This is a genomic window from Marivirga tractuosa DSM 4126 (assembly GCF_000183425.1).
In the GTDB taxonomy this organism is placed as follows: domain Bacteria; phylum Bacteroidota; class Bacteroidia; order Cytophagales; family Cyclobacteriaceae; genus Marivirga; species Marivirga tractuosa.
This window is the reverse complement of the sequence record NC_014759.1, coordinates 1132556-1157936: the sequence shown is the minus strand read 5'-3', so window position 1 is coordinate 1157936 and position 25381 is coordinate 1132556. Positions and strand designations below refer to the sequence as shown.

The 25381-nt window shown below is 36.0% G+C and carries 25 protein-coding genes; 11 read left to right on the top strand and 14 right to left on the bottom strand.

Annotated features, from left to right (window positions below; translation table 11 throughout):
- The first annotated feature begins 74 nt into the window (after positions 1 to 74).
- From FTRAC_RS04680 to murB, 5 genes are read left to right on the top strand one after another with little or no spacing between them, the layout of a single operon-like run.
- The gene (locus FTRAC_RS04680) at positions 75 to 1298 is read left to right on the top strand and encodes a bifunctional 3,4-dihydroxy-2-butanone-4-phosphate synthase/GTP cyclohydrolase II (protein ID WP_013453083.1); all 1224 of its coding nucleotides are present in this window, start codon (positions 75 to 77) and stop codon (positions 1296 to 1298) included.
- Positions 1237 to 1929 (top strand): hypothetical protein, encoded by a 693-nt coding sequence (locus FTRAC_RS04675; protein ID WP_013453082.1) that lies wholly within the window; start codon positions 1237 to 1239, stop codon positions 1927 to 1929. Before FTRAC_RS04680 ends, FTRAC_RS04675 begins: the two co-directional genes overlap by 62 nt.
- Before the next feature lie 27 nt (positions 1930 to 1956).
- A complete protein-coding gene (surE, locus tag FTRAC_RS04670; RefSeq protein WP_013453081.1) occupies positions 1957 to 2739 on the top strand; it encodes a 5'/3'-nucleotidase SurE in 783 nt (260 codons plus the stop codon).
- Between the two features lie 2 nt (positions 2740 to 2741).
- Positions 2742 to 2945 carry an exodeoxyribonuclease VII small subunit gene (xseB, locus tag FTRAC_RS04665; RefSeq protein ID WP_013453080.1) on the top strand — a complete coding sequence of 68 codons (204 nt, stop codon included), beginning with the start codon at positions 2742 to 2744 and terminating at the stop codon, positions 2943 to 2945.
- Between the two features lie 41 nt (positions 2946 to 2986).
- Positions 2987 to 4012 (top strand): UDP-N-acetylmuramate dehydrogenase, encoded by a 1026-nt coding sequence (gene murB / locus FTRAC_RS04660; protein WP_013453079.1) that lies wholly within the window; start codon positions 2987 to 2989, stop codon positions 4010 to 4012.
- Here murB and FTRAC_RS04655 read toward each other — a convergent pair.
- From FTRAC_RS04655 to FTRAC_RS04645, 3 genes are all read right to left on the bottom strand, one after another.
- The gene (locus tag FTRAC_RS04655; protein WP_013453078.1) at positions 4005 to 4496 is read right to left on the bottom strand and encodes a hypothetical protein; all 492 of its coding nucleotides are present in this window, start codon (positions 4494 to 4496) and stop codon (positions 4005 to 4007) included. The two genes, murB and FTRAC_RS04655, sit on opposite strands and share 8 nt — an antisense overlap.
- Positions 4497 to 4710: 214 nt before the next feature.
- Positions 4711 to 5208 carry a hypothetical protein gene (locus tag FTRAC_RS04650; RefSeq protein WP_013453077.1) on the bottom strand — a complete coding sequence of 166 codons (498 nt, stop codon included), beginning with the start codon at positions 5206 to 5208 and terminating at the stop codon, positions 4711 to 4713.
- 95 nt (positions 5209 to 5303) lie between these two features.
- Positions 5304 to 5786 carry a deoxycytidylate deaminase gene (locus tag FTRAC_RS04645; RefSeq protein WP_013453076.1) on the bottom strand — a complete coding sequence of 161 codons (483 nt, stop codon included), beginning with the start codon at positions 5784 to 5786 and terminating at the stop codon, positions 5304 to 5306.
- A gap of 74 nt (positions 5787 to 5860) precedes the next feature.
- On the opposite strand from FTRAC_RS04645, the gene FTRAC_RS04640 reads away from it, so the two are divergent.
- From FTRAC_RS04640 to FTRAC_RS04630, 3 genes are all read left to right on the top strand, one after another.
- A complete protein-coding gene (locus FTRAC_RS04640; protein ID WP_013453075.1) occupies positions 5861 to 6406 on the top strand; it encodes a DUF2911 domain-containing protein in 546 nt (181 codons plus the stop codon).
- 110 nt (positions 6407 to 6516) lie between these two features.
- Positions 6517 to 6945: a large-conductance mechanosensitive channel protein MscL gene (gene mscL, locus FTRAC_RS04635; protein WP_013453074.1), complete on the top strand. Its 429-nt coding sequence runs from the start codon at positions 6517 to 6519 to the stop codon at positions 6943 to 6945.
- Positions 6946 to 7023: 78 nt separating this feature from the next.
- Positions 7024 to 7920 carry a sugar phosphate isomerase/epimerase family protein gene (locus FTRAC_RS04630; protein ID WP_013453073.1) on the top strand — a complete coding sequence of 299 codons (897 nt, stop codon included), beginning with the start codon at positions 7024 to 7026 and terminating at the stop codon, positions 7918 to 7920.
- 55 nt (positions 7921 to 7975) lie between these two features.
- Here FTRAC_RS04630 and FTRAC_RS04625 read toward each other — a convergent pair whose 3' ends face one another.
- From FTRAC_RS04625 to FTRAC_RS04610, 4 genes are all read right to left on the bottom strand, one after another.
- Positions 7976 to 8791 carry a 3-keto-disaccharide hydrolase gene (locus tag FTRAC_RS04625; RefSeq protein ID WP_013453072.1) on the bottom strand — a complete coding sequence of 272 codons (816 nt, stop codon included), beginning with the start codon at positions 8789 to 8791 and terminating at the stop codon, positions 7976 to 7978.
- Between the two features lie 109 nt (positions 8792 to 8900).
- Positions 8901 to 10391 (bottom strand): Gfo/Idh/MocA family protein, encoded by a 1491-nt coding sequence (locus tag FTRAC_RS04620; protein WP_013453071.1) that lies wholly within the window; start codon positions 10389 to 10391, stop codon positions 8901 to 8903.
- 382 nt (positions 10392 to 10773) lie between these two features.
- On the bottom strand, positions 10774 to 12546 hold the full coding sequence (locus tag FTRAC_RS04615; RefSeq protein ID WP_013453070.1) for a DEAD/DEAH box helicase: 1773 nt from the start codon (positions 12544 to 12546) through the stop codon (positions 10774 to 10776).
- Between the two features lie 252 nt (positions 12547 to 12798).
- Positions 12799 to 13260: a nuclear transport factor 2 family protein gene (locus tag FTRAC_RS04610; RefSeq protein ID WP_148230040.1), complete on the bottom strand. Its 462-nt coding sequence runs from the start codon at positions 13258 to 13260 to the stop codon at positions 12799 to 12801.
- A 205-nt stretch (positions 13261 to 13465) separates the two neighbouring features.
- Here FTRAC_RS04610 and FTRAC_RS04605 point away from each other — a divergent pair, with 205 nt between their 5' ends.
- Positions 13466 to 14446: a polymorphic toxin type 23 domain-containing protein gene (locus tag FTRAC_RS04605; RefSeq protein WP_013453068.1), complete on the top strand. Its 981-nt coding sequence runs from the start codon at positions 13466 to 13468 to the stop codon at positions 14444 to 14446.
- Positions 14447 to 14552: 106 nt separating this feature from the next.
- On the top strand, positions 14553 to 16196 hold the full coding sequence (locus FTRAC_RS04600; protein WP_013453067.1) for an amidase family protein: 1644 nt from the start codon (positions 14553 to 14555) through the stop codon (positions 16194 to 16196).
- A 164-nt stretch (positions 16197 to 16360) separates the two neighbouring features.
- Here the strand turns inward: FTRAC_RS04600 and FTRAC_RS04595 are convergent, their stop codons facing one another.
- The 7 genes from FTRAC_RS04595 to sufB form a co-directional block, all read right to left on the bottom strand.
- Positions 16361 to 16777: a BrxA/BrxB family bacilliredoxin gene (locus FTRAC_RS04595; RefSeq protein WP_013453066.1), complete on the bottom strand. Its 417-nt coding sequence runs from the start codon at positions 16775 to 16777 to the stop codon at positions 16361 to 16363.
- A gap of 133 nt (positions 16778 to 16910) precedes the next feature.
- Complete coding sequence (locus FTRAC_RS04590) at positions 16911 to 17252, bottom strand: SUF system Fe-S cluster assembly protein (protein ID WP_013453065.1); 342 nt, start codon at positions 17250 to 17252, stop codon at positions 16911 to 16913.
- 11 nt (positions 17253 to 17263) lie between these two features.
- Positions 17264 to 17707, bottom strand: a complete 444-nt coding sequence (locus FTRAC_RS04585; RefSeq protein ID WP_013453064.1) for a SufE family protein — start codon at positions 17705 to 17707, stop codon at positions 17264 to 17266.
- A gap of 10 nt (positions 17708 to 17717) precedes the next feature.
- Entirely contained in the window at positions 17718 to 18956 is a 1239-nt protein-coding gene (locus tag FTRAC_RS04580; RefSeq protein ID WP_013453063.1) for an aminotransferase class V-fold PLP-dependent enzyme, read from the bottom strand.
- A gap of 426 nt (positions 18957 to 19382) precedes the next feature.
- Positions 19383 to 20708: a Fe-S cluster assembly protein SufD gene (gene sufD / locus FTRAC_RS04575; protein ID WP_013453062.1), complete on the bottom strand. Its 1326-nt coding sequence runs from the start codon at positions 20706 to 20708 to the stop codon at positions 19383 to 19385.
- Between the two features lie 18 nt (positions 20709 to 20726).
- On the bottom strand, positions 20727 to 21482 hold the full coding sequence (sufC, locus tag FTRAC_RS04570) for a Fe-S cluster assembly ATPase SufC (RefSeq protein WP_013453061.1): 756 nt from the start codon (positions 21480 to 21482) through the stop codon (positions 20727 to 20729).
- A gap of 139 nt (positions 21483 to 21621) precedes the next feature.
- A complete protein-coding gene (gene sufB / locus FTRAC_RS04565) occupies positions 21622 to 23067 on the bottom strand; it encodes a Fe-S cluster assembly protein SufB (protein WP_013453059.1) in 1446 nt (481 codons plus the stop codon).
- 582 nt (positions 23068 to 23649) lie between these two features.
- Here sufB and FTRAC_RS04560 point away from each other — a divergent pair.
- Entirely contained in the window at positions 23650 to 25317 is a 1668-nt protein-coding gene (locus FTRAC_RS04560) for an AMP-binding protein (protein ID WP_013453058.1), read from the top strand.
- The last annotated feature ends 64 nt before the right edge of the window (positions 25318 to 25381 follow it).

Sequence of the window (25381 nt, the reverse complement as noted above, 5' to 3'; positions counted from 1 at the left end):
GTATTCGTTTTAAATTTTGTCGGGTAATCATGAAATATTGGCTACCTTTGTGATTTATTATTTTTCAAAGATTTATGTCGTCAGAAAGAATTCAATTAGATACTATAGAATCAGCTATTGAAGCGATTAAAAATGGAGAAATCATCATTGTAGTGGATGATGAGGACAGAGAAAATGAAGGCGATTTCATTTGTGCTGCCGAAAAAGTCACTCCTGAAATTATTAATTTTATGTCTAAACACGGAAGAGGATTGATTTGTGCCTCGCTTCCAGAAGATCGATGTAATGAATTAGGGTTAGAATTGATGGTAGGGAAAAATACTGCCCAATTTGAAACGCCATTTACAGTTTCTGTAGATTTAATTGGTGAGGGAACCACTACTGGGATTTCAGCTAGTGATAGATCCAAAACTATTCAAGCTTTAGTGAATCCTAATACAAAACCTGAAGTTTTGGGTAAGCCGGGGCATATTTTTCCGCTAAAAGCACGACAAGGTGGTGTTTTAAGGAGAACTGGTCATACCGAAGCTGCTGTTGATTTTTCTAAATTAGCTGGATTGACACCAGGCGGAGTTTTAGTGGAAATCATGAATGAAGACGGCACTATGGCTCGCCTTCCTGATTTAAGAATAGTTGCCGATAAATTCAATTTGAAATTAGTGGCGATAAAGGATTTAATCGAGTATAGATTAAATAATGAATCATTAGTGGAGGAGAAAGTGGATGTTGAAATGCCAACAGACTATGGAGATTTTAAATTAGTAGCATTTGAACAAACCACCACAAAGGATAATCATTTAGCTTTAGTAAAAGGAGAATGGAAAGAGGATGAGCCTGTGTTGGTTCGTGTGCATTCTTCTTGTCTGACGGGTGATATATTTGGTTCGTGCCGTTGCGATTGTGGGCCTCAGCTTCATCAAGCAATGGAAATGATTGAAAAAGAAGGTAAAGGTGTGATTGTATACATGAACCAAGAAGGAAGAGGTATTGGGTTGATGAATAAATTAAAAGCCTATAAATTACAAGAGCAAGGTATGGATACCGTAGAAGCAAATGTGGCTTTGGGTTTTAAAATGGATCAACGAGACTACGGTGTAGGAGCTCAGATATTACGAAAATTAGGTGTTCGGAAAATTAGATTGGTTTCCAATAATCCAACAAAAAGAGCAGGTTTATTAGGTTATGGCTTGGAAATTGTAGAGAATGTTGCTTTAGAGATTCCACCAAATAAGCATAATGAAAACTATTTACGAACCAAAAGAGACAAAATGGGGCATAGCATTCTTAAAAATAGCTAATGTGAAATTTTTTTCACTGATCATAATATTATTCATTTTAAGGCTTAGCCCAGCAGCATCACAAGATTTGCCGCATGAAATGTGGCATCCTGGAATGATAGTATTGGATTCTGAAGATACGTTAAGAGGAAAGATTCAATATGATTTTGAATCCAATCTTCTTCAATATTCAGTGGATAAAAGAATAAGAACCTTTAGTTCTCAAAATGTTCTCTATTTTAGTTTTTATTGCCAGTTTTTCAAAAGATATCGATATGTTTATTCCCTTCCATATCAATTAAAAGGCAGAATGAACGTTCCTATTTTTTTTGAAATTCTAGCGGAGGGGAGAATCACACTAATGTCAAGGGAGTATGTAATTACTGAAAGCAATAGTAGCAATAGATTTATAAATCCAATGTACAGTGCCAGTCGAGGTTTTTCTTCTCGAGAGATTTTAACATATGATTATTATTTATTGACGGAGAATGGGGAAATCAATAAGTATTCAGAAAAAAGGAAAGATTTATATCCCTATTTTGGAAGGTTAGAGGATGTTATGAAAGACTATGTTAAAGAAAATAGATTGAAAGTAGATAAACAATCCGATCTCATTAAGATCATTGATCATTACAATCAAGTAAGTAAATAAATGAAATTAATACCAGAATAGTATATTATGAAGAGACCTCTAATTTTAGTCAGCAATGATGATGGTGTAACAAGCAAGGGAATTCGAAATTTAGTGGAAACAATGAAAGATCTTGGTGAAGTGATTGTTGTTGCACCCAATAGTCCCCAGTCAGGTATGGGGCATGCTATAACTATTGGAAATACGCTAAGATTAGATAGAACTGATATTTTTGGTGACGATGTGGTAGCTTACGAAAGTTCTGGAACACCAGCCGATTGTGTTAAATTGGCTAAGCATCATGTCTTAAAGGATAGAACCCCTGACCTAATTGTCAGTGGTATTAATCATGGTAGCAATACCTCAATCAGCGTGCTTTACTCTGGCACCATGTCTGCAGCTATAGAGGGTGCAATTGAAGGTTGCCCGTCCATTGGGTTTTCATTGTGTGATTACGCACAAGATGCAGAATTTGAACATACTTTGCCTTATGTGAAAGCAATAGCTCAACAGGTTTTGGATACAGGCCTTCCAAGATACACAACCTTAAACGTAAATTTTCCTCCTAAAAGAAATGAACGCATTAAGGGAATAAAGATTTGCCGGCAGGCCAGAGCTAAATGGGAAGAAGAATTTGACCAAAGATTTGATCCAAATGGCAGAAGGTATTTCTGGATGGCAGGAAATTTCGTGAATTTTGATAAGGGGGAGGACAATGATGAATGGGCAATTGCTAATAATTTTGTTTCTGTAGTTCCTTGCCAGTTTGATTTGACTGCGCACCATACTATCAGTATGCTGAATGATGAGTGGGATATTAAAATTGATTAAATATGGCAAAAAAGAAAGAACTTGGCTATGAAGAATCACTTCGCAAATTGGAGGAGATATTGCATAGGGTGGAAAATGAAGAAATACCTATTGATCAACTAACAGAATTGGTCAGTGAATCTATGGGCCTGCTAAAAAATTGCAAATCCATGTTGAAAGGAGCTGAAAGCAAAGTAGAAGAAGCTTTTAACGAAATGGAAGATTGAAAAGTAATTCTTAATTATTAATTGAATAGCGATTTTTTCTAATGCTGAAATTCTTAAAGTCTCAATCTTTAGCTGATTATAATACTTTTGGGTTTGATGCCAAAGCAGATTTGTTTGTTGAGCTAAACAGCATTAATGAATTTCAATCCTTATTGATAAGCTCTGAATGGAAGGAAAATAAGCATTTGATTCTTGGGGGCGGTAGTAATATATTGCTAACAGATGATTTTCATGGTCTCGTAATCAGCAATAGAATTTCAGGAATTGAAATTATTGATGAGAATGAAAGTTCAATAGTAGTGAAATGCGGAGGAGGAGAAAACTGGCATCAATTCGTACTTTATAGTTTGAAAAATAATTGGGGTGGATTAGAGAATTTATCCTTAATTCCAGGCACAGTGGGAGCCGCACCTATGCAAAATATTGGTGCGTACGGAGTGGAAATCAAAGATAGATTTCAGTCACTAGAAGCTGTTAATATAGAGACGGGAGAAGTCGAGTATTTCAAGGCTGAAGAATGCCGATTTGGTTATAGGGAAAGCATTTTTAAGCATGACTTGAAGGGGCAATATTTAATTAGCTCAGTTAGTTTTCAATTAGATAAGCCCGGATACCACCAATTGAATCTGGATTACGGAATCATTAAAAACATATTATCGGAAAGGAATATAGTAAAGCCATCTATTCAAGATGTCAGTAATGCAGTAATAGAAATTAGGCAATCTAAGCTTCCTGATCCAGCTGAAATAGGTAACTCTGGAAGTTTTTTTAAGAATCCAATCGTTCATGCTGTTCAATTTGATCGTTTGAAAAGTGAATTTCCTGAAATTCCTTCTTATGAACTGCAAGACGGCAGAATAAAATTAGCAGCAGGTTGGTTAATTGAAAAAGCAGGTTGGAAAGGTCATCAAGAAAATGGAGTGGGAGTTCACCATAAACAGGCTCTTGTTTTGGTGAATTATGGTCAGGGGAAAGGAAAAGATATTCTTACTTTGGCTAAAAAAATTCAGGACTCAATTCGTTTAAAATTTGGAATAGAATTAAGTCCTGAAGTTAATTTTATTTAATTAAATATAAATCAAACATTATTTTTACTTCTTCTGTTTCACCATCACTATTCCAATCTTGCGAATCATCAATTTCTTCTGAATTAAGAATTAGGGAAGTGTTTGATATAAATTTAATTTTGTAAATACCGCTATAAGATCTACCCTCATCAATAATTAATTCTCTACCATCTGAGCTAACAGTCCAAGTTCCAGTTTCAGTTGGTTCATTAGGACTAGTTATTTCATAAGAGTTATCAGATTTAAAATCAAGTGTAATATTTTCAAATTCTCCCTCTATTTCAGATACTAAGAGTGTTTCCAATACTCCACTATCATCTCCTAAAAATTCAGAAAAACCTTGGTCGTTGATTGAAACATCAAATTCGATGTTGTCTACCTTCCATATACCAATAATTTTGGATTCTTGAGATTCATCTTCACTGCACGATTGGAAAAGGAAAGCAGTAAATACAGCGATTAAAATTATTTTTAAATTTTTCATTTCATTTTTACTACATCTAGTGTAAAATTAAGATAATTTCCATAAAGTTTAAGCTAAATTCATTCAGACCTCAGAATCCGTAAGTGAATTTTGTTCGATAAATTTAAGCACAAACTTTACGCTAAATAGATTTGTGCAGACCTTCTGTTCAAGTAGGCACGCACAAATCAGGAGCGTAAAAATCTACTTTGCAAAGCAGGTTTAATAATTCAAATTATTTTGATAGTGATAAATTCAAAGAAGTAGACACTTCATCAACAGTTCCATCGAAATCAATATCCTGACTTTCAGTCTGAGTAAATTGTAAAACTAAAGAGCTATTGGTTGACGTAACAATATCAAAAGCAAATTCTTCAGCAGTTCCACCATCAAGAGTTAATACAGTGCCATCCGAATTAACTGACCAAGTACCTTCGTCAGTAGAATTATTATCACCTGTTGCTACGTAACTACCGTCACTTTTAAATTCTAATGTTCCACCAAAGCTATCTTGATAAGAGGCGGTTAGAATACTTTCAACTAAATCAGCTGTAGATGGATCATCAGAGAAGTAGTCGCTGAAATCTTCACCATTGATTGTAAAGTCAAAGCTTAAATCTGACACATTCCATTTACCTTCAATTTCGCCTTCTGTTGCTTTTTCGTCACTGTTACAGGCTTGAAATACAAATAGACCTAAGAATAGTACTGTTAGTAGGTTGAATTTTTTCATATAAGATTATTTAAGTTTGATACAAAGCTACTTAAAAATATCTTAGAAATGAAGATATCGGCAGGAGTAGTGGTGCAAAGGGTAGGCGATATTTTTCATATCATATGCGTTACGTTCTCCAAATTTCCTCTATATTTTTCCACTTCTACTCCAAATTTTTCTAGAAAGTCTAAACCTTCATCCCGATCTAAGCCTTTGTACTCTGCATAAGAATTAAGGTAGATTACCTTTTTGATTCCCATACTAAAAATTATCCTAGCACACGACAGGCAAGGAGAGAGTGTGACATAAAGTGTTGAGTTTTCAACAGAAGCATTGTTTTTCACAGCATACATAATAGCATTTTGCTCTGCATGAATTGCCAGCATGCAACTACCTTTAGAATCTAACCCGCACCCTTTTCCCGGAAATTCCTCATCGCAGTTGTGGGTTCCGGCAGGCGGTCCATTATAGCCAATAGAAATGATTCTGGTTTCTTTTGTCAGCACCGCACCAACATGTCTTTTAATGCAATGGGAGCGTTTGGCAAGGTTAACTGCTAATTCCATGAAAATATCATCAAATTGTGGTTTTTCCATAAAACAAATATAATGGATTATGGTGCTATGCGTAATAAAATTGTAAATTGCTTTTAAAATAAAAACAGGAAATTATGAAAAAGATAATCACATCGATTTTTGCATGCTTTGCGTTGCTTGCTTTGATAAGTTTTGATGCTAACGCACAAGAAGCATTAAAACAAAAGCCTAGCCCTTTAGGGATGGTTACCTATACTTTTGAAAACACTTATGTGAAAGTAACTTATGGAAGACCACATTTAAGAGGTAGAGAAGCTTTTACTGAAACTGCAGAACTAGCACCACTTGGTAAAATTTGGAGAACGGGAGCAAATGAGGCGACTGAGATAACAATTACTAATACCATTAAAATGGCTGGAGAAACAGTTTCCCCTGGAACATATTCCCTTTTTACAATTCCGGGAGCTAAAAGCTGGACGATTATTTTAAATAAGGATGTTGGCCAGTGGGGAGCCTATAAGTATGATGAAGAAAATGATTTAGTAAGATTTGAAGTGCCCGTTAATCAGTCCGATGAAATGTTTGAGCCATTTACCATTCGTTTCGAACAGGCAAATGGAGAAGTGAGTTTGCAAATGATCTGGGCTAAAACCATGGTGAGCATTCCTATTGAGTTTTAAGAAAAACACCGTTTTTTTGTGTGAAGAGCTACAGGGGGTACAACCTTGTAGCTTTTTCTGTTTTTACAGTATTTGTACTTTATTGAAAACATCATTTTAAAACTTTTAATATGACTTTCTTAAAAGAATTTAAAGAATTTGCCATAAAAGGAAATGTATTTGATATGGCAGTTGGTATCATAATAGGATCTGCTTTCACAAAGGTAGTCAACTCAGTAGTCTCTGATTTTATCATGCCAGTTTTAAGTATTTTCATTGGTCAGATTAATTTTAAGGAGTTGGCTTATGTATTTCAGGAAGCAGAATTGGACGAAAAAGGAAATATAATAAAGGCAGCCATCACTATTAATTATGGGAACCTCATTCAAACTGCAATTGATTTTTTAATTATTGCCTTTTGTATTTATATAGTAGTGAGGATGTTCAATAAATTGAGAAAGAAATCCGATAATGAGCAAGATGGAACGGTCACAACCCCTAAGAATATAGAATTATTAGCTGAAATTAGAGATTTACTGAAAGAAAAGGATAGGAAGTGATTTTTAGGTCACTTACTTCCATCTATCTTCAATATTTACTAAATTCCTTGATCAAAACTATAACACAACTATAACTCTATGAACAGACGTAAATTTATACAGCAAGCAGGAATGACTTCGGCATTAGCCTTTATTTCTCCTTCCATATTATCCTCTTGTATTCCACAAAATCAAGCTGTGGCAAAGGATGCAGGCTTACAATTATATACTTTAAGAGAAGCGTTAGAAAAGGATTTTAAAGGTACTATTGAAAGAGTAGCAAAAATAGGCTATAAATATTTGGAGTTTTTTAATTATTCTGACGGAAAATATTTTGGAAATAGTATTAAGGAAGTGAAATCCATTTTAGAAGAATATGATTTGAAAGCTAAAAGTAGCCATGTTTTGACTGGTTGGGCAATGCCTAAAAATATTGGAACCATGACAAACGATTGGGAGAGGGCAGTAGCAGATGCTGCTGAATTAGGGCAAACACATATTGCCTGTGCCTATCTTTTTGATTCTGAGCGGGAAAGCATAGATGATTATAAGAAGTTATCGGAGCTGTTGAACGCATGTGGGGAAACCACCAAGGAATATGGTATTCAAATGGCTTATCATAACCACGATTTTGAATTTCAAACTTTGGAGAGTGAGATTCCTTATGACTTACTTCTTTCAGAGTGCGATATTGAACTAGTAAAATTTGAATTGGATTTATATTGGACGGCCAGAGCTGGAGTTGATCCTGTAGCTTATTTTAAGGAACATGCAGGTAGATTTCCTTTATGGCATGTGAAAGACATGGGGGCAGGAGAGGAGCAATTCTTTTCAGCAGTGGGTGAAGGTGTAATCGATTGGCAAAATATTTTCAATCATGCTTCTACCGCAGGCTTAAAGCAATTCTTTGTTGAACAAGATGATACCAAAAGTGGAAAACCCTTTGAAGAAATCACGAAGAGTTATAAGTATTTGAAGGGGATTAGTAAGAGTTAGAAGGGGGAAGCCAGAAGTTGGAAGTACTTCGAGCTTCCAACTTCCATCTTCTAACTTACTTCAATTCCTTAATCTTAATATTTCTAAACCATACGTCATCACCGTGATCTTGAAGCGCAATAAAACCTTTAGGTGCGATTTTACCCCAATCATCATTTCCTATATCAGCCCATTTGCTGTTGGCGATAAGATTGGCCATTTCATCGGAACCAATTGTGTATTGAACAACGGTATCTCCATTTTGGATATGAGTAATATCGTTACCTTTTGCAATTACTTCAGCTTTATTCCAAGTTCCATGTCCCTTGAAATTTTGAGGATCAGCTGGGATAAGATCATATAATGATCCTGCTTGTCTATTCCCATTCTTGCCTAATTTTGCGTCAGGATGGTGCTTGTTATCTAAAACCTGCATTTCAGGAGCAGTCTTCCAGATATAATCAAACTTTTCTTTACCACGATATAAAATACCAGAATTAGCAGCACTATCGACCATCCACTCTAATTTTAGATGAAAATCAGCAAATTGCTTTTCATAGAGAATATCTCCACCGTCTTTTGCACCAGCTTCGCCTCTTCCCGAACCTTGAATATGCAGTGCATTGTTGTCGATATTCCAAGCGGCCGGAAAATTTTCTTTTTGATAGCCTCGCCATCCATCAGTAGATTTTCCATCGAATAGAAGCATCCAGCCATCTGCCTCTTCTTGAGAAGTTAACACATTATGAGCAGGTTTTTCTTCTGCTATTTCTTGTACATCCTCAGCAATTGCTTCGGTATCTTTACTGTCTTCAGTATTTTCTTTCTTTTCAGAACTGCAAGCATAAATTGCCATTAATGCTATAAAGCCTATAAATAATGATTTTTTCATTGTTCTCTTTATTTAAAAGTTTAAAAATTATTCTTGATTTTGTTTGTAGATAAACCCAGTTGATTTTTTTTGTAAATGCAACTGGGTTTAAATATTGAAAGCCTAAGAGTTAGTAATTCCAGCCTTTTCTGTAAGGTCTTTTAATATAATCTTCAGCGGCTTTCTTGGCATTAATAGTTTCATACTTTGTGTCGAATCTAGGATTGCCATCCACTACTGTGAAACTATCTGTACTGACTACCCTAATTTCTTCATCTTCCCCTATATTGGTGATTTTCATATTTTCAGCATCCCAATCTAGTTTCCTTCTTAAGTCTTGTAATCTAACCGCTAAGTTCCCTGCAACGACAACCTCATTAAGTGGTCCTGCATAAGCGAAATTGGAGCTGCATTCAACTCTTGATTTTTTATCTTCTTTTGCAGCACGAACAAAGTCCATTTCATGAACACCTTCCATAGCCTTAGGAATCCTTCTCAATTCATTGGTCACAGGTGGTGGATTATCTTCTCTTCCGATAATGAATGGTTCCATAGCGTAAGTACCACAGATTAAAGTACCTTTAGTACCATAAAAAATAGCACCTCCCCAGCCCATCTGGTCTCCAGGATACATGCCTTCTTTCAATCCTTCTGGTCTGTCAGGCTTTAGTCCGCCATCATACCAAGTGAATTCTACAGCTGGCATATTAATCTTACCTTTTTTAGGTCTTTCACCAAAGTAATAAGTCACTTTTTCAGCCATTGGAGCGCTTTCAGTGTTTACCTGAGAAGAACTTGCTTCAAATGCATAAGGATAACCTAGTTCCAACGCTTTATATACCGGATCCATGATATGACATGCCATATCACCTAAAGCACCAGTGCCAAAATCCCACCAAGCTCTCCAGTTCCAAGGCGTGTAAGCTTCATGGTATGGTCTTTCAGCTGCAGGGCCTAAGAATAAATCCCAATCCAAGGTGCTTGGAACTTCCATTTTTTCTTTAGGTCTTTCTAAACCCTGTGGCCAGATAGGTCTGTCAGTCCAAGCATCTACTTTTGTTACCTCACCAATTTCACCATTCCAAATCCATTCACAAACTTTACGCATATCATCAGATGAATTTCCTTGGTTACCCATTTGCGTAGCAACTCCAGTTTTGTCTGCTAACTCTTTGAGTTTCCTCGACTCATAAACAGAATGTGTTAATGGTTTTTGAAGGTATATGTGCTTACCGGCATTCATAGAGTCTTTTGCAGAGACATAATGCGTGTGATCAGGTGTACTGATCATTACAGCATCAATATCTTTATCCATCTCTTCTAGCATCTTACGGTAATCCTTGTACTTTTTAGCTTTTGGATAGTCATTAAAAGTTTTGTCTGCATACTTCCAATCTACATCAGCTAAAGCCACAATGTTTTGCGAATTCATGTTCCGTAGGTTTGTACGTCCCATTCCACCAACACCAATACCAGCAATATTCAGCTTGTCACTTGGTGCTGTATGTCCTAAGCCAGCTATAACATTACTTGGTACTATGGTTATTCCAGCTGCAGCTAGTCCCATATTGCGAAGGAATTTACGCCTGTTTAAATGATTGTCTTTGTTTGAGTCGTCCATAATAAAATAGTTTTGTAGATATTTAAGTGGAATGAAATTAGGAAATCTATTGTATAAAACATAAAATTATTTGGGGAAAGGTTGAAATAATAAATTAATAACTGTGCTAACTCGTTGATTTACAGTAGTTAATTTGGTTGTAAAGTTAGTGTAAAATTTACACTTAGATAAATAGCTATCCAATATTGCAGTCACCCAGTATGTTCCTAAGGATTTGGCAGATTTAACGTACTAGACACGAATGAAAGAGCCTCTTAAGTATGTGTATCTGCAAGGCACAAAAAAAGCCTTTTCGCATCACTGCAAAAAGGCTTTTCTAGGACGTCACACTTTTAACTCTTAAGACTTACGACTTAAAACCTTAAACTTATTACTCCAAAAATTATTTTCTTCTTCCACCAGAACCAGCTTTCACTCTAGCTCTTCCACCAGATTTTCTGTCACCACCAGCATTAGGGCGCTTTTTGAAACCGCTTCCTCTTTTCTTATCTGGTCTGTCAGATCTATTGGATGTTCTTGGTCCACCACCCATTTTAGGTTCGGCTACCACTTTACGGCCATCAAATTCGCTTACATTCAAGGCTCCTAAAATAGTTTGCTCATGCTGGCTTTCTACTTCCATGAAAGTAAAGCTTCTTTGAACATCAATTTTACCGAATTCAATTCCGTTAGGAACGCTTTGTAAACCGTTAATCCAACCTAGAAGAGTTCCAGCATTTAAATTATCCTTCTCACCTATGTTCAAGAATAGTTTGGTGAAATCACCGCCTTTTCTTCCTCTATCACTTCTTTCGCCTCTTCCTGAATCTCTATCTCTTCCAGCTTTCGCATTTTGATTTAAGTCTGCAGAGTTTTTATAGTAATCCAAAAACTTATTGAATTCTAATGAAACGAATTTCTTGATTAAGTCCTCACGGCTTAAATCTTCAAATTCAGCAGCTATATTATTGATAAATGGCTCGATTTGCTTTTCTTCAACTTCAGTTGCTTTCACTTTTTCAATAAAAGCCATTAATTGCTTTTCGATTACAGCATCTCCAGCAGGTACTTCCGCTTTCGTGAAAGTTTTACCTAAAATACGCTCTAATTGCTTGATCTTATTGATATCTCTTGGGCCAATAATCGCCATTGAAATACCTGCTTTACCAGCACGACCTGTACGACCACTACGGTGCGTATAAGTTTCCAAATCGTCTGGAATATTGTAGTTGATGACGTGGGTGATTTCATTTACATCCAAACCTCTAGCTGCCACATCAGTAGCCACTAACATTTGCAAATTCTTTTTTCTGTATCGACCCATTACCGCATCTCTTTGCGCTTGTGATAAATCACCGTGCAAACAGTCAGCATTATAGCCATCAGCCATTAATTGGTCAGAAATTTCTTGTGTCTCTCTCTTAGTTCTACAGAAAATGATAGCATAAATATCAGGATTGATGTCAGCAATTCTCTTTAAGGCTAAATATTTATCTCTTCCATTCACTACGAAATAGAAATGCTCTACCTTGTCAGCACCTTGATTTCTTTTTCCTGAAGATATTTCCTCAGGCTTGTTCATATAGTTATTAGAAATCCTTAATACCTCTTTCGACATGGTCGCAGAGAATAGTAAAGTCTGTCTTTGGTCAGGCGTATGTGATAAAATGAAATCTAAATCATCTTTAAAGCCCATATTCAACATCTCATCGGCTTCATCTAAAACCACCCACTCGATGTCTTCTAACTTTAATTTTTTTCTTTTGATCAAATCCACTACACGACCTGGAGTACCTACTACAATTTGTACTCCTTTATTCAAGGCTTTGATTTGTGTTTCAATACTTGCACCACCATAAACAGGTACTACATCTAATTTCTTTGAATATTTAGTGTATGAGTTAAAGTCGTTAGCAATTTGAATAGCCAATTCTCTAGTAGGACATAATACTAATGATTGTGTCTTTTTAGAATCGCTATCAATTTGATTGATAACAGGTAATCCAAATGCGGCTGTTTTACCAGAACCTGTTTGAGCTAAGGCAATTAAATCTTGCTTAGTGTTTAATAAATGTGGAATAGTTTTTTGCTGAATAGCAGTAGGTTCCACAAAGCCAATTTCTAAAATTGCTTTTAGGATTTCAGGCTTTAAGCCTAATTCTTCAAATGTTAACATGTGTTGTTTTAAAATTTAATACAATATCAGGGATATGTTGTGACATGACTGCTAAGCAGCCTATTGCATTAAGCGACTCTCGATTATTCCCTGGCTTAACCCAAGCCATTTTCGAACCTTTCGAGTAGCCTAGGATTGTAATTGTTGCACAAAGGTAGAAATAATTTTTTGATAAATCACTATATGTTAAAAAACAACCAAATAATATTTTGTATTTCTATAGTTATCGTTGCTATAACCAATAAAGGAACCTTATTTCTTTATCGGTTTACCGCTTATGGTGGCTTGCCAATTGACCACTTGCCACTTGCCATTTCTCTTAAGAAAAGTACCGCTGTTTAGGTAGTACTGAATGCTAGTATCACTAACTGCTTTCATTTTAAAGGCTACAATAGCGGTATTGGCATATTGCTGTATGATAATATCCTCAGCGGCATATGTGCTTGAAGGAGTTTCAATTTTAGTTTTTTCATTAGAATTAAAACGACCTATAATTTCTTTTTTCCCAAAACGAGTTCCATTAGAACTTGTATAGATCAAATCTTCCGCCCAAAAATTAGCATGAATGAGAGAATCATTTTTTGAAGCTCCATCCATAAATGTGTGGAGCATCTGTTCAAGCTCCATTTTATCTGACGAATTTTGTGCATGTATATTGAGGGGAGAATACACATACAAGCCGAAAATGAGAACTAAGGTAGTTTTTATCATCATTGTTGCTAAATTTTGTTGATATCTTACCACAAGTATAGTGATTTTTGTTATTTAAAGTTTAATACTGATACTTTGCTTTAAAATAGCTTTGTTAAACTGATGATCTGAATTATTTATAATTGCCACTAGCGTTAATTACAAATGATGGATTTAGATTGCTTTTTATTATACGCTATGCAACAGCATATATAATTCCTACAAGGAGATGTTATTCAATAAATTAAAATTGATTTTTAGAAAGGAAGTGCATAAACCAATCTTTTTTGTCAGCTTAGTATTAGTATGCCTCTATACCAATAAAATATGTGCCCAAGAGTGGAATAGTAAGGGTAATAGTTTAAAATATTATGTAAGTGGTGGAATAAGTTTGCAATTTGGTTCTCATCAAAACAGGGTAGGGTTAAGCCTGAGCAGTACTTTTGGTCAGTCTTATGCCAATGTCAGTTTTCAATACAATTTTTTCTATACCTTTAAAGACTTCGGATACTATGAAAATTCTTTTCAGCATATAGCGGGAATAAAACTGGCAACAGCATTTGATCGAAGGCCGATTATTTTTCGAGCCATTAGTAATTCGCCCTTTAGTAGTCGAGCTTTCTATCAATTTCATTATTTCTATCGCTATTACTTCAATAACTGGAATACTAGTCAACCTACAGGAGAAATAGGGTTGAATTTTGGACATTTTTTTCTCCTTCATGAAAACGATCTGTTGGCTGCAGAAACAGTGGATAAATTTCGAACTGCAGCCCTGAGAATAGGATATCAGGATTCACTTCAAAGTATTGCCTCTTCCTTTTTATTCTGGACTGGAAATAAGGATGATCCTGATACCAAAAGAGTTAATTCGTCAGATTTTTCACGCTATGGCTATTTTGATTTAAGCGATACACCTTACGGAAAATATTCTCATGGAATTCTTGCTATCGATTATACTCGACAACTGCCTTTTGGAAATCAGTTAAGAATTTCATCTGGTTATGATCATGAGAAAATAAGGAATTTAATTCAGAATAAATTCATGCATGATTTACCGATTTGGCCTAGAAGATGGAATACTGCAAAGAGTCGTCATGTCCCTATGGTGGATAAAGATGGTAACTCATATCTCTTTAAAGAACATCAAGAATTGAGGGAAGGGAAGTTTTATTGGGGAGTTTTTATTAACGGTTCTGATTTTTATTAATTACCACTCAAATTAACCAATGATGTAAAATTGATAATGTCTGAATCTAAAGCTTTGTAAATTGTTATCTTGATTTTTGATTAATATAATTACAAAATTTCATACTATGAGAAGAATATTTTACTTGCTGCTTTTGGTTATTTGGGCTTGTGATAAAAAGCCAGATACAGAAATAGAGACTTGGGTTCCTTATGATGAAACTGCCATAATTGCTAAGAATGCTGATCATGAGTCCGAATACATGCGCTATAAATTGATCCAATCCAAAGTAAGTGATAGAAATGATTTATGGAAGCAAATTGAACCTCAAATCAGTGATTTTAGCGCTGATGATTATAAGCGTTTAAAGCCACTTATTCTGGAACAGGATATGATGAGTATGCAAAATGCCATTTCAGATAGTAGGCTGAACTATAAAGAATTAACGCAGTGGTATTTGTATAGAATTGCCCTGTTTGAAAATGATAGTTTGAGCACTTTAAATAATATAATATCTATTAATCCTACTGCAGTTGAAGAAGCAATAGCAAGAGATGAAGGTAAGTCAGGTGATCAACATCCCATTTATGGAATGCCCATTTTGTTAAAAGATAATATCAATTTTGAAGGAATACCAACCACAGCAGGAGCAGTGGCTTTGCAGAATAATCAAACTGGTGATGCTCATATAGTTAGTCGTTTGGAGAACAGCGGAGCAATTATATTAGGTAAGTCTAGTTTGAGTGAGTGGGCGAATTTTCTATGTGATGGTTGCCCGAATGGCTATAGCGCCATCGGTGGGCAAACGTTGAATCCTTATGGAAGAGGAGAGTTTGATACGGGCGGTTCTAGCTCAGGTAGTGGTTCTTCCATGGCAGCAAATTACGCAGCTGGTGCAATTGGAACAGAAACTTCTGGTTCTATTTTATCCCCTTCCAGTTCAAATTCTATTGTAGGATTAAAGCCAACTGTTGGTTTATTAAGTAGAGGAGGGATAGTACCAATTTCCAGTACTTTAGACACCCCTGGTCCGATGACCAAAAATGTAATGGATAATGCAATTATCCTTTCAGCTTTAACTGGTGAAGATTCTGAAGATGAGGTAACTGTTGGCAACTCACCTGAAAAAGATTACTGGAAATCTTTAAAGGAAAGTAATTTAGAAGGCATGCGATTGGGAGTGATGAAAGGATTTTTGGAAGATTCTTTATATAAAGTCAATGTTAAGCAGTTGGAAGAATTGGGAGCTGAATTAGTTGAAGTAGAAGCCCCAGAAGTAGATCTATCTGGTTTTCTAACCTTATTGAATTTAGATATGAAAGCGGATTTGCCGCACTACTTTGAAAATTATGCTGGCCCAAGTGTTGAACTACGTTCAGTTCAGGATGTGATTCAATTTAATTTAGAGGATTCAGCTACTAGAATTCCTTATGGACAAGCCAGATTTGATGGGATAGTAAATGATTCTACCTCTGCAATGGAATTTGATAGTTTGAAAACTCGCTTAATGAGTGAAGGAAGAAGGTATTTTGAAACGATGATGAATGAGAATGAATTAGATGCTGTTTTATCTATCAATAATTGGAGTGCAGGATATGCAGCAGTGGCTCATCATCCGGCCTTGACTGTACCGATGGGGTATGAGAAAGACGGTCAGCCAAAAGGCATAACGTTCATTGCAGCACCATATTCAGAAGAGAAATTATTGAAAATTGCCTATGCTTTTGAAAAGAAAACTAAAGCGAGGGAGATTCCTGCTGATTATCAGTAAGAATAAGGCAGTGATGCATGCGGTTTGATGGTTAGAACCGTCTAATTGCTTATTTCGAAACTCAGGTTAATAATAAAATAAGAAGAATTCATAAAAAAAGGTTGTTGGATTATTCCAACAACCTTTTTAGTCTAGATTCTAGACTATATGTTCTAGCATCTCTCTTAACAATACTCCTCAAAAACCTGCACCAAATGATTTCCAATCATTTCAGCAGTTCTTCCTTCAATGTGGTGTCTTTCTACAAAGTGAACCAATTCACCGTCTTTAAATAAAGCAATAGAAGGCGAAGATGGCGGATAAGGAGCCGTTAACTCTCTAGCTTTTGCCACTGCTTCCTGGTCAACACCAGCGAAAACAGTTGTCAAGTTATCAGGCTTCTTCGGACTTTGTTGAACTGCCCACTTAACGCCTGGTCTAGCTGCACCTGCAGCACAACCACATACTGAATTGATTACCATTAAAGAAGTTCCTTTATGGTCTTTTAGGTGCTCAGCCACCTGATCAGCTGTTTTGAATTCCTCAAAACCAACTTCTGTTAAATCTGCACGCATTGGTGCTACTAATTCTTCAGGATACATATTTATATATTTAAGATTTATGATGATGAGATTTTATACTAAATCAGTTAAATCTCACCATTTCTATTTTAATTTATTGTACACATTTAATTACTCCTTACATGAAACTTCCCTCTTTGTGATCTAGGGAGCTTTACATAAAGCCTAATTCAAGTTTCGCTGCCTCGCTCATCATTTCCTGAGAGTACGGTGGGTCAAAAGTCAATTCCACTTTCACATCACTTACACCTTCAATAGACTTCACTTTCATCTCAACCTCGCTTGGAATTTCTTCCGCAGCAGGGCAGGAGGGAGAAGTTAAAGTCATTAGGATATATACATTGTTTACCGGATATACATTCACCTCGTAAATCAATCCTAATTCGTAAATATCAACAGGAATCTCAGGGTCGTAAACTGACTTGATGGCTTCCAGCACTTTATCTCTTAAATTGGGAACTTCTGTTTTCTTTTCAAATTTTGTTTCTTCTGCCATAATGCATCAATTTAAGCTTCATTTTCTAATTTTGTTTTATACGCCAACGCATACATTTTGATTTGTTTGATCATGGATAAAAAACCATTTGACCTTTGCGTCCCTATAAAACGATTCATGCCTATTTTATGAACAAAATATAAATCGGCATTTAAGACATCATCTATTCTGCCATTGTTTAAAATAGAAACTAATAGGCTAACCAATCCTTTTGTAATGGCGGTATTACTATCTGCTTGAAAATGAAGTTTCCCCTCATTTTCATCTGCAGTCAACCATACTTTTGATTGGCAACCTTTTACTATATTATCTTCAGTTTTTAATGATTCAGGCATTTCAGGAAGCTTTTCTCCAAGCTCAATCAAATAACCTATCATCATTTCCATGTCTCCGTCCAACATGGAGAACTGTCCTATTATCTCGTCTTGTTTTGCGTTGATTGTATTGTCAGCCATTGACTAATTTTTAACTAAATTTTGCCACTATATCTTTTAAAGAGTCTGCAAAAAAATCAATTTCTTCTATTGTATTGTAAACAGAGAAGGAAGCCCTAATCGTTCCTTCAATTCCGAAATGATCCATTAATGGTTGCGTGCAATGATGTCCCGTTCTTACTGCAATGCCTTTTGCATCTAGCATCATCCCTGCATCATACGGATGAACATTATCAATTGTAAAGGACACTACGCTTACTTTTTCAGCTGCTGTACCATAGAAATTAATTCCAGGCACTTCTGATAATCTTTCATGAGCATGTTGAGTCAAAGCTTGTTCATGTGCCATTATATTATCTTTTCCGATTGCATCAATATATTCTGCAGCCTTTTTTAAAGCCACAACATCAGCAATATTAGGAGTACCCGCTTCAAATTTATAAGGAATGTCATTATAAGTGGTTTTTTCAAAACTCACATTATCAATCATTTCCCCACCGCCTTGGTAAGGCGTCATTTCTTCTAAAATGGCTCTTTTTCCATACAAAATTCCGCAGCCTGTTGGACCATACATTTTATGACCAGAAGTCGCATAAAAATCGCAATCTAAATTTTGTACATCTACTACACAGTGAGAAGAAGCTTGTGCTCCATCCACTACCATCAGCGCATTTTTAGCGTGCGCTAATTTTGCAATATCTTTAACAGGATTAACAGTACCTAATGAATTGGAAGCATAAACCACCGATACAATTTTAGTTTTATCAGTAATTAGTTTCTCAACATCATCAAGTGAAATTTCACCTTTAGCATTCACAGGAACTACTTTCAAAATTGCACCCTTTTCTTCTGCTATCATTTGCCAGGGCACTATGTTCGAGTGATGCTCCATTGCAGTGATTAAGATTTCATCACCTTCTTGAAGAAATTTTCTACCGTAAGCATTGGCTATCAGATTGATTCCATCAGTAGTGCCCTTGGTGAAAATCACTTCTTCCACTTCAGCTGCATTAATGAACTTTTGAAAAACCTTTCTGCTGTCTTCGAAAGCAGTCGTAGCTTTTTCAGCAAGCGAATGTAAACCTCTGTGAATATTGGCATTATAACCTTCATAATATTCTGAGATAGCGTTAATCACCTGTTTGGGCTTTTGAGTGGTAGCAGCATTATCAAAATAAATCAAAGGCTTTCCGTTCACTTTTTGTTCAAGGATGGGAAAGTCTTTTCTGATTTTTTGAATATCCAATTTTGGTGCTACTGCTGTGCTCATATTCTTTATATTTATAATCTTGTCTTTAACAACAAAGACTAGTTTTACATTCTTGTAAACTAATCATTTGTGCTTTTATATATTTTCAAGTCCTAAAATGTTTAGGTTATAAGGTTGCTCCTACGGAGCTTGTTCATATATGTCTATATTTTTGTTACCATAAGTTCGTCCCTATGGGACTTACAATATTATTGTGTTTTGATTTTTACTACAAGGTAAAATAGCAGATATAAATTAATTCCATTTTTTAATCTTTATTTACTTTAATTCAGCCCCAGAGGGCTATATTATGGTAATTTTCATGCAAAACGGCTAACCAAGCTCCGTAGGAGCAACCTTATTTTTAAGCAATCCCTGCTAAAAATCCTTAACCTAATCGAGCTATAATCCTCTATAAAACGGGGATATTTTTACTTAATAAAGTGTTTATAATCTTTCGTTAATTTTGCCTTCAATTAATGTTCTGAAAGCTTCAATTTTAATATTGCTTAAAACATCAGATGCAAAAGCATTTAATAACATTGATTTAGCCGTATGCTTATCAATTCCTCTGGCTCTTAAGTAGAATAGCTGATCTACATCCAGTTGCCCTACTGTGGCACCGTGAGAACATTGCACGTCATCTGCCCATATTTCCAATTGTGGTTTTGTATCTACCTCAGCATCATCAGAAAGCACTACATTTCTATTCGATTGAAATGCATTGGTTTTTTGAGCATCTTGCCTTACAAATATTTTACCATTGAAAACCCCTCTTGATTGACCATCTAAAATACCTTTGTACATCTCATTACTTTCGCAATTCGGTACTTTATGGTCCACTACAGTGTGGTTATCAACATGAGTTTTTCTATCCAATAGATACAATCCGTACATATTGGTTTCTGAATGCTCTTTATGTATGGCAGTATTTAAGTTGTTTCGAAGCATAGCTCCATTTAAACTTAAAGTCACACCATTGAAAACAGATTTTCCTAATTGGTGCACCATAGTAGCCCCAACTTGAATAGCCTGATCAGATTCATTCTGATATTTGTAGTAATTGAAAACACAATCGTCTTCCATCACAATTTCAGTCACTGCATTGGTGAAACTTGTGTTTTCACCTAAGGTGACATAAGATTCAATCAGTGAGGCTTGACTATTTTTCTTGGCAATCACCAAATTTCTTGGCTGACTGATAACATCTGCATTTTTAGCATCATTAAAATAATAGCAAGCAATTGGTGTTTCTACAACTGCATTAGCATCAATTTTCACAAATACTCCACCATTTGTAAATGCCGTATTCAATTCAGAAAAATTATCAGCACCTTCTATTTCATGGGTGTTGAAATGCTTCTCAAAATCTTCAGCATAATCATCCGCTGCAGTTTTGATAGCTTGGATATGTACCCCTTTCGGAAGTGTCTCCATATCAGATAATTTATTATCCAATACTCCATTTACAAATACCAAACGAATGGCATCCAACTCAGGAATAAAGTACTTAGAAGCTTCATCTAAACTTAATGAAAAGCTATCGTCAGACAGATTTCCCACATTAAAAAGCTTGCCAAACATCTTGGCTACATTACTGTACTTATATTCTTCATGTTTTGCATGAGGAAAACCAAGCTCCTTGAAATTATCAATTGCTTGTTTTCTCTTTGCGTGCAATGGCTTTTTACTTTCTCCGTTAAGAGAGCTTTCAAAAGCTTTAAATTGCCCAATGAAAAATTTATCTATATCTTCTTTAATCAATTTACTCATATGTATTGCTGATTAAAATTATGCAATGCTTGCTTCTTCCTTAATCCAATCGTAGCCTTTTTCTTCCAGCTTATGTGCTAGCTCTTTTCCGCCAGTTTTAACGATTTTACCATCGAATAAAACATGAACAAAATCTGGTACGATATAATCCAATAGCCTTTGATAGTGTGTTACCACTACTGTTGCATTGTCATCATTTTTTAGTTTATTAACACCATTTGCTACAATTCGCAAGGCATCAATATCCAAACCGGAATCAGTTTCATCAAGGATGGAAAGTGTAGGCTCTAACATCGCCATTTGGAAAATTTCATTTCTTTTCTTTTCCCCACCAGAGAAACCTTCATTTAATGAGCGGCTCAATAAGGCTTGATCAATTTCAACCAACTTCATTTTCTCTTTCATTTTGGCTAGGAAAGAAACAGCATCCAAAGGCTCTAAACCTTTATGCTCACGGATTTTATTTAAAGCCGTTTTCATAAAGTTGGTTGTGCTTACACCTGGGATTTCAATAGGATATTGAAAAGCCAAGAAAACACCTTCTTTAGCTCTTTCGTCAGCTTCTAATTCCAATAAATCGTTTCCATTGAAAGTGATTTCGCCTGAGTCAACGGTATAATCTTCTCTACCAGCTAAAACAGAGGCTAAAGTACTTTTTCCGGAACCATTTGGCCCCATGATGGCATGAACTTCACCTGGCTTTACTTCCAAGTTGATGCCTTTTAATATTTCTTTGCCTTCAATTGAGGCGTGCAAATTTTTAATTGATAACATTATGATATATGCTTATTTCTAAAAATTATTCTTCTTTTAATTCTATTCCTTTCTTTTCTGGTCGGTGTGCCACCGACCAGGGAACAGGTTTGACCATGGTCGGTGGCACACCGACCATCATCTCAGTACTCAATACTATTTACCCAACAGAACCTTCTAAGGTCAAGGCCAGTAATTTCTGTGCCTCAACTGCAAACTCCATAGGTAAATTGTTCAATACTTCTTTACAGTAACCATTTACAATCAATGCTACTGCACTTTCCTCATCTATTCCTCTCTGCTGACAGTAGAAAATCTGGTCTTCACCAATTTTTGAAGTCGTTGCTTCGTGTTCTACTTGTGCAGATTTGTTTTTGATTTCTATGTATGGGAATGTATGCGCTCCACATTTATCACCCATTAATAAGGAGTCACATTGAGAGAAGTTTCTTGAATTTTCTGCTCTTTTGTGGATTTCTACCAATCCTCTGTAGGAGTTTTGGCTTTTTCCGCCTGATACTCCTTTGGAAACAATTCTACTTTTGGTGTTCTTTCCAATGTGAATCATTTTGGTTCCTGTATCGGCTTGTTGCATGTTGTTTGTTACTGCAACAGAGTAAAATTCTCCTTGAGAATAATCTCCTTTTAAGATACAGCTAGGGTATTTCCAAGTAACAGCAGAGCCAGTTTCTACTTGTGTCCATGCAATTTTTGCATAGTCACCAGCGCAAATTCCTCTTTTAGTTACGAAGTTGTAAATACCTCCCTTGCCATTTTTATCACCAGGATACCAGTTTTGCACAGTAGAGTATTTTACTTCAGCATTTTTAGCTGCGTAAATCTCTACTACTGCCGCATGCAATTGGTTTTCATCACGCATTGGTGCCGTACAGCCTTCTAAGTAACTTACATATGAATCATCTTCTGCTACGATTAATGTTCTCTCGAACTGGCCAGTATTAGCAGCATTAATCCTAAAATAAGTTGAAAGCTCCACAGGACATCTTACTCCTTTTGGAATATAACAAAATGAACCATCAGAGAATACAGCTGAATTCAATGCAGCGTAGAAGTTATCGTTTGACGGAACCACTGAGCCAATGTATTTTTTAACTAATTCAGGATGCTCTTTTACCGCTTCGCTGAATGAACAAAATATGATTCCTAATTCTCCTAATTGTTTTTTGAAGGTAGTTCCAACAGAAACTGAATCCATTACGGCATCAACCGCAACGCCAGTCAATCTTTTCTGTTCTGTAAGAGAAATGCCCAATCTTTCGAAGGTTTTTCTCATTTCAGGGTCTACCTCATCCAAACTCTTAGGTTTATCCTTAGGTTTAGGTGCAGAGTAATAGATAATGTCTTCGAATTCAGGTTTTGGGTAATGAACATTTGCCCATTTAGGCTCTGCCATTTTTCTCCAATTCCTGTATGCTTTTAATCTCCACTCCAAAAGCCATTCTGGCTCTTCTTTTTTGGCAGAGATAAATCGTACTATATCTTCGTTTAGCCCCGGAGGAGCTGAGTCTGCTTCAAAATCTACTGTCCAACCATGCTCATATTCCTTAGAGGCAAATTCTTCCAGTATTTGATCGTCTTTACTCATATATGAATTATTTAGACTAATTTCAATTAAGTTACAAAGCTAACACAAATTGTGCGTTTTAGTTATCAAAAAACTATATTTTTTACTTATCGAATTATAGATGTTTGCTATTGAAAGTGTGTACGTTTTGAGGTAGGGAAGTGTTGAGGATAGATTCAAGAATCAAGAACCTAGAGTCTAGAATATTTGATTAGCTCTGAATCTCCCTTCTATGCTACACTCTCTTTCACTTTGTTATCTTCTTTGAAATTCAGTTTTCAGCCGAAGGCTGATCAGCTTTTGGCTGGAAAGACTTCGAATACTTAATACTTAAAACTCTGTTTAAAAAGTTCCAAAGGAACGAGCATTTACCACTTTCGATATACAAACGGCAGATTTTCCTTTTTCACTGTACTCTGTACCTCATACCCAAAACTTATAACCTAAGACTTAATACTTAAATCTCTAACCAATTGATTTACAGTTTATTTTGCAATATTCGTGACAGCTGTATGAATGTTGATTGAAATAGGTCTATGTAAGAATAATATTTTTTATTAATTTCCGATCCGAAACGATAAAATTGAAACTAAATATACGACTATGAGCGATTTTCCATGGTACAATCATTACCCTAAAGGAGTACCGAGAGAGATAAACCCCGACCAATATAAAAACCTCCCCGAATTATTTGAAGAAGTTTTCCAGAAGCATGGCAGTAATGAAGCCTATGAGAATATGGGCAAGGTATTGACTTATGCTGAGGTAGATGAATTATCTAATAATTTCGCTGCTTATTTGCAGAACGAGGTAGGTTTGAAAAAGGGTGATAGAATGGCTATTCAAATGCCGAATTGTTTGCAATATCCCATTGCTATGATAGGAGCTTTGAAAGCTGGTGTAATTGTAGTGGGAACCAACCCGCTTTATACTGCAAGAGAAATGGCGCATCAGTTTAAAGATTCTGGAGCCAAAGCCATTGTGATCGTAGCCAACTTTGCGAGTAATCTGGAGAAGATTTTGGATGAAACGGAAATTAAAACCGTTATTGTTACTCAATTAGGCGATATGCTAGGCGGATTAAAAGGCAGTATTGTCAATTTTGTAGTGAAGAACATCAAAAAGATGGTGCCTAGCTATAATTTACCAACTGCAATCAAGTGGAAAGAAGTTTTAAAGAAGGGAAAGACTCATACTTTCAAAAAACCTGAAATAGAACCTTCCGACTTAGCCTTTTTACAATACACAGGTGGAACTACTGGTGTTAGTAAGGGAGCGCAATTATCACATCGTAATTTAGTTGCACACACTATGCAAACTAAAGAGTGGTTTAAGCCATTATTTACCGAAGGGCTGCAAGAGCAAATGATTACAGCATTGCCACTATATCATATTTTTGCACTTGCGGTAAATGGTGTCTTAATGTTCAGTATTGGAGCCAAAAGCATTCTGATTACCAATCCTCGGGATATGCCAGCTTTCATTAAAGAATTGAAAAAGCATCCATTTACTCTAATGACTGGTGTAAACACCTTGTTCAACGGATTATTAAATCAGCCTAATATTAAAGAAGTGGATTTTTCCCATTTGAAAGGCTCTATTGGAGGTGGTATGGCAGTCCAAAGAGCTGTTGCTGAAAAATGGAAAAAGTTGACTGGAGGGCCATTGGTTGAAGGTTATGGTTTGAGTGAAACTTCTCCAGTATTAAGTGTTAATCCATTGGATGGGACAGAAAGAATTGGCACAATTGGTATGCCAACACCAAGCACTGATATGAAGATTTTGGATGAGGAAGGGAAAGAAGTGGCATTAGGTGAGCCAGGTGAGATTTGTGGCAAAGGACCCCAAGTGATGTCAGGTTATTGGAACAAACCTGAATTGAATGATACTACTTTTTTCAATGGAGAGTGGTTCCGGACAGGTGATATTGGAGTACAAGATGGAGACGGTTTTTTCAAAATTGTGGATAGGAAAAAGGATATGATTAATGTTTCTGGCTTTAATGTGTATCCAAATGAGATTGAAGATGTGATTGCCGGTATGGAAAAAGTATTGGAAGTAGCTGTAATTGGTGTTCCAGATGAAAAATCCACCGAGGTAGTAAAAGCTTTTGTAGTGAAGAAAGATGAAAGCTTAACCGAGCAAGAAGTAATCGATTATTGTAAGGAAAACTTAACAGCTTATAAATGCCCGAAAGCGGTTTCTTTTGAGAAGGAATTACCTAAGTCGAATGTAGGTAAGATTATTAGAAGGCATTTGAGGGAGAAATAGCCCCCTAGCCCCCCAAGGGGGAATTTCCTACGCAAATGGGTCAATGGGTATTAGGTCAGTACCG